We start from the raw sequence: 4151 nt of genomic DNA, 5'->3' as shown, positions 1-4151 counted from the left end.
GTTCCGCGTGCGCCCGCTCGCGCGCGTGCCAGTCGGCGCGGTCGAGCACGACGGCGGCGCGCACTGCCGTGTCGCGGGTCGGAGCGGTCGGAGTCACCCGTCGAGGATAGGCGGCGATGCTGGACGGGGCCGGGGCGCACGCCCGCGCAGGGGCCGCTGCGACCCACCCCACGAGTCGAATGCGCACGTGCTCCCACCGGCTCGTGCGGGCGACGAGGCCCGGTCAGGGGGTGATCTCGTCGACGAACGCGAGCGCGTCGGCCGCGATGGCCGACCACTCGCCGTCGCGTGCGAACGGCACGACCGCCCACTCGCGCATCGGGCGGCCGCGCATGACCATCGGGTCGAGCCCGAGCTCGGCGATCCGCGCTTCCGGCAGCTTCACGACGAGGTCGCCGCCGCGCTCGACGAACGCGAAGAGCTTGCCGCGCACCGAGTAGCCCTCGGAGCCGAACATGCGGCCGACGGACACGTCGGGACGGTCGATCAGGTCGGCCGCGGCCTCGACGAGGCGCTCGCGCCCTCGGGTGCGTGCATCCATGGGCCGACCCTAGCGCCGGCCCGCGACATCCGCTGCGCCCCGGATCGCGGCTCAGCCGTGCTCGTCGTGATGGCCCTCGTGCAGGTGCGCCGAGGCGGCGTCGAAGTGGATGCCGCACCGGCGGCAGTACTCGGCCTTCAACTGCTCGTAGCGGTCGTGCGAGACGTGGTGCGCGTCCTCGTGTCCGGTCATGTCGCCCCCTCGACGGCGTCGCGTTCGCGGATCATCCGCTGCTCGGGCCGCGCGAGCGGCTCGAACCCGAATCGTCGGTACAGCGTATGCGCATCCTCGGTGGCGAGCACGATCCGCTCCGGGCCCAGGGGTTCGGGCTGCTCGACGACGGAGCCGACGAGCCCGACGCCCCGCCCGTATCCGAGCTGTCCCCCGGCCGCCGTGCCGCGAGATGACGCGAATCGCGCGTCGTCGACGTGCAGAGGGCGATTCGCGTCATCTCGCGGCACGGCGGCCGGTCGACGGGTCAGTGGTACCGGCCCGAGTACGCGTTGATGGCGGGCTGGCCGCCGAGGTGGGCGTAGAGCACGTTCGAGTCCTTCGGGATGTCGCCCGACGTGACGAGGTCGATGAGGCCCGCCATCGACTTGCCCTCGTAGACGGGGTCGAGGATGACGCCCTCGAGGCTCCCGGTGAGTCGCATCGCCTCGTCGGTCGACTCGACCGGGATGCCGTAGAGGTCACCGGCCCAGCCCTCGAGCACCGTGATCTCGTCGTCCCGGACGTCGCGGCCGAGGCCGATGGTCGATGCCGTGTTCCTGGCGATGCGCGCGACCTGGTCGCGGGTCTCGTCGATCTTCGCCGACGCGTCGATGCCGACGACCCGGCGCGGGCGACCGCCGAAGTTGTGCTCGAGGTCGGCGAAGCCGGCGATCATGCCCGCGTGCGTCGAGCCCGTGACCGAGCACACCACGATCGTGTCGAAGAAGACGCCGAGCGCCTCCTCCTGCGCCGCGACCTCGTGCGCCCAGTTCGCGAAGCCGAGGCCGCCCAGCGGGTGGTCGGACGCGCCGGCGGGGATCGGGTACGGCGTGCCGCCCGCCGCCTCGACATCCGCGATCGCCTGCTTCCACGAGTCGCGGAAGCCGATGCTGAACCCCGCGGGCGAGAGCCGCACGTCGGCGCCCATGAGCCGGGAGAGCAGGATGTTGCCGACCCGGTCGTTGACCGCGTCGGGCCAGTCGACCCAGTGCTCCTGCACGAGCACGGCCTTCATGCCGAGGTGCGCGGCGACGGCGGAGACCTGGCGCGTGTGGTTCGACTGCACGCCGCCGATCGAGACGAGCGTGTCGGCGCCCTTCGCGAGCGCGTCGGGCACGAGGTACTCGAGCTTGCGGGTCTTGTTGCCGCCGAACGCGAGGCCGGAGTTCACGTCCTCGCGCTTCATCCAGACCCGGGCTCCGCCGAGGTGCGCGCTCAGGCGGTCGACCGGATGGATCGGGCTCGGCCCGAACGTCAGCTGGTGGCGGGGGAAGTCGGCGAGGGCCATGGTGCTCCTTGATCGGTGGCGGGGGAGGGGGCCTCGTCGTCGTCGCCGAGGTGGAGCAACCGGCCGAGGGTCGACCAGTTGTCGTGGGTGGCCGCGGCGGCCTCGTCGGCGAGGCCGGCGACGCAGAGCTCGATGATGCGGTCGTGGTCGGCGACCGAGCCGCGACCGGCGAGCGAGCCGAAGCGCGCGCGCTCGAGCCGTCGGAGCAGTGGCGTGACCTGCTCGAGGAGGCCGGGCAGGAGCGGGTTCGCGCTCGCCCGGACGGCGACGCCGTGGAACGCGTCGTCGGCGGCGATCGCGGCGTCGACGTCGTCGACGTGCAGCGCACGCGCGAACGCGGCGTTCGCATTGCTCATCGCCTCGAGGTCGGCCGTGGTCAGCTGCGGCACCGCCTCCCTCACCGCGAGCGCGTGCAGCGCGGCGGCGATGCGTTGCGCGGCGAGCGCGGTGCGCGTGTCGAGCGGTGCGACGACGGTCTGCTTGGCACGCCTGGTCTGCACGAGCCCGGCGACCTCGAGTCGGGCGATCGCCTCGCGGATGGGCGTGCGACTGACGCCGAGCCACGCCTCGAGCTCGGGGTCGCGCAGGCGCTCGCCGGGCGCGAGGTCGCCCGAGACGATCGCGTCGCGCAGGTGCGTGTATGCGTGATCCCGCATCGACTTCGGTCGCTCGGCGGGGGAGCGGGCGGGCAGTGGCATGCAATATATTGCACCGGATGCCCGAGCTTCCGTCAACCCCGCCCATGGGCCGCGAGATGACGCGAAACGCCCGTCGAGGATGCGCGAGCAGCGTTTCGCGTCATCTCGTGACTCGCGAGTCAGCGCCGTCGGCCGCCGCCCTCGCCGTGCGCGAGCCGTCGCGCCTGCGTCAGCCGCTCGGCGGCCTCGACGAGGAACCCGCCCGAGGCCTCCTCGGCGCGCCACTGCTCGTCGACGATGCCGATCGGGTGCACGAGGACGTGACCTCGCGGCTGGTAGAGCGCCAGCTCGAGCCCGTGCGCGTGCTCGGCGAGACGCCACGAGAGGCCCGTGCGGCGGGCGACGTAGTCGCCGAAGGCCGTGCCGAGGGCGTTCACCATGATCGCCGGGTCGTCGCGTTCGGGCGGGTTGATGCGGCGCCACCCGGCCGACCAGCGCTCGTACAGCGCACGCACCTGCTCGAGGTCGTCGGGATCGGCGCCCGCGTCGGCGACGAGGGCGACGTGCGAGTCGATCCAGTCGCGCTCGGGTTCGCCGATCTCGACGAGCCGCGGCATCGGCGGCGCATCGTCGACGGGCGCCGTCCGGCGCGAGAAGAGGGGCACCCGACGATTCTCCCCCGAACCGGCGACGCCGGCGTCCGTGGGTGACGGATGTCGGCCCACCGGCGTAGCGTGTCGCGCATCCGCGCCGGCATCCGCCCGGCGCGCCGCATCCGAGGGGGAACGATGGCCAACCTGGTCGTGCACTTCGAGATCCACGCGACCGAGCCGCAGCGGCTCGTCGACTTCTACGGCGACCTGCTGGGGTGGCGCTTCACGCAGTTCGGCGACATGCCCTACTGGATGATCGACACCGGGGAGGGCGCCATCGGCAACGTCGACGGCCAGCCCGGCATCGGCATCAACGGCGGGCTCACCCAGCGCGAGGGGCCGGCACCCGAGATCGGCGCGCCGGTGAACGGCTGCAACCTCGTCATCGGCGTCGACGGCAGCATCGACGAGGTCATGCGTCGTGCCGTCGAGCTCGGCGCGACCGAGATGATGCCCGCCGAGGACATGCAGGGCGTCGGACGCGTCGGCTACCTCATCGACCCGGACGGCAACGGGTTCGGGCTCATCTCGCCGACCCTCTCCGACGGCACGAGCGCGATGACGGGCTGAGACGTCCTCTTGGGACCTCCCGGTCCCGGACGACGAGCCGTGTCGGGGGTCGGTGCGAGGATGATCGCGTGCTGCTCGGCGAGGTCGTGACGACGGTCGAGCGGGTCGCATCCACGCGGTCGCGGCTCGCGAAGGTCGACGCGCTCGCGGGCCTGCTCGCGGGGCTCGCTCGCGACGAGATCGTGCCCGCGGTCGGCCTCCTCACCGCCAAGCCGCGGCAGGGCCGGGTCGGCGTCGGCTGGCGCACG

Annotated in this window: 6 protein-coding genes and 1 pseudogene; 2 read left to right on the top strand and 5 right to left on the bottom strand. The window is 72.9% G+C overall.

Going from position 1 to position 4151, the window contains the following annotated elements; translation table 11 throughout:
- Positions 1 to 223: 223 nt before the first annotated feature.
- The 5 genes from ESO86_RS12625 to ESO86_RS12610 form a co-directional block, all read right to left on the bottom strand.
- Positions 224 to 541 carry a hypothetical protein gene (locus ESO86_RS12625; protein WP_129235345.1) on the bottom strand — a complete coding sequence of 106 codons (318 nt, stop codon included), beginning with the start codon at positions 539 to 541 and terminating at the stop codon, positions 224 to 226.
- Between the two features lie 51 nt (positions 542 to 592).
- A complete protein-coding gene (locus ESO86_RS18985) occupies positions 593 to 733 on the bottom strand; it encodes a hypothetical protein (protein WP_154344571.1) in 141 nt (46 codons plus the stop codon).
- 286 nt (positions 734 to 1019) lie between these two features.
- A complete protein-coding gene (locus ESO86_RS12620; protein WP_129235344.1) occupies positions 1020 to 2042 on the bottom strand; it encodes a 1-aminocyclopropane-1-carboxylate deaminase in 1023 nt (340 codons plus the stop codon).
- Entirely contained in the window at positions 2009 to 2740 is a 732-nt protein-coding gene (locus ESO86_RS12615; RefSeq protein ID WP_129235343.1) for a GntR family transcriptional regulator, read from the bottom strand. The genes ESO86_RS12620 and ESO86_RS12615 overlap by 34 nt, the downstream gene beginning before the upstream one ends.
- Before the next feature lie 119 nt (positions 2741 to 2859).
- Positions 2860 to 3345, bottom strand: coding sequence for a DUF3806 domain-containing protein (locus ESO86_RS12610; RefSeq protein WP_129235342.1), 486 nt, complete (start codon positions 3343 to 3345; stop codon positions 2860 to 2862).
- Between the two features lie 123 nt (positions 3346 to 3468).
- Between ESO86_RS12610 and ESO86_RS12605 the strand changes: the two genes are divergently transcribed.
- Both ESO86_RS12605 and ESO86_RS12600 read left to right on the top strand, forming a co-directional pair.
- Positions 3469 to 3903 carry a VOC family protein gene (locus ESO86_RS12605; protein WP_129235341.1) on the top strand — a complete coding sequence of 145 codons (435 nt, stop codon included), beginning with the start codon at positions 3469 to 3471 and terminating at the stop codon, positions 3901 to 3903.
- Positions 3904 to 3971: 68 nt separating this feature from the next.
- Positions 3972 to 4151: pseudogene (locus ESO86_RS12600) on the top strand (ATP-dependent DNA ligase); the annotation flags it as partial.

It is taken from the genome of Agromyces binzhouensis (genome assembly GCF_004135055.1).
GTDB classification, from domain to species: Bacteria; Actinomycetota; Actinomycetes; order Actinomycetales; family Microbacteriaceae; genus Agromyces; species Agromyces binzhouensis.
The sequence above is the reverse complement of the archived record's forward strand: the minus strand, read 5'-3'. Positions and strand labels throughout refer to the sequence as shown.

Excerpts from the sequence above, each read along its gene's own strand:
- ESO86_RS12625 (WP_129235345.1), bottom strand. The coding sequence starts at position 541 with ATGGATGCACGCACCCGAGGGCGCGAGCGCCTCGTCGAGGCCGCGGCC.
- ESO86_RS18985 (WP_154344571.1), bottom strand. The coding sequence starts at position 733 with ATGACCGGACACGAGGACGCGCACCACGTCTCGCACGACCGCTACGAG.
- ESO86_RS12620 (WP_129235344.1), bottom strand. The coding sequence starts at position 2,042 with ATGGCCCTCGCCGACTTCCCCCGCCACCAGCTGACGTTCGGGCCGAGC.
- ESO86_RS12615 (WP_129235343.1), bottom strand. The coding sequence starts at position 2,740 with ATGCCACTGCCCGCCCGCTCCCCCGCCGAGCGACCGAAGTCGATGCGG.
- ESO86_RS12605 (WP_129235341.1), top strand. The coding sequence starts at position 3,469 with ATGGCCAACCTGGTCGTGCACTTCGAGATCCACGCGACCGAGCCGCAG.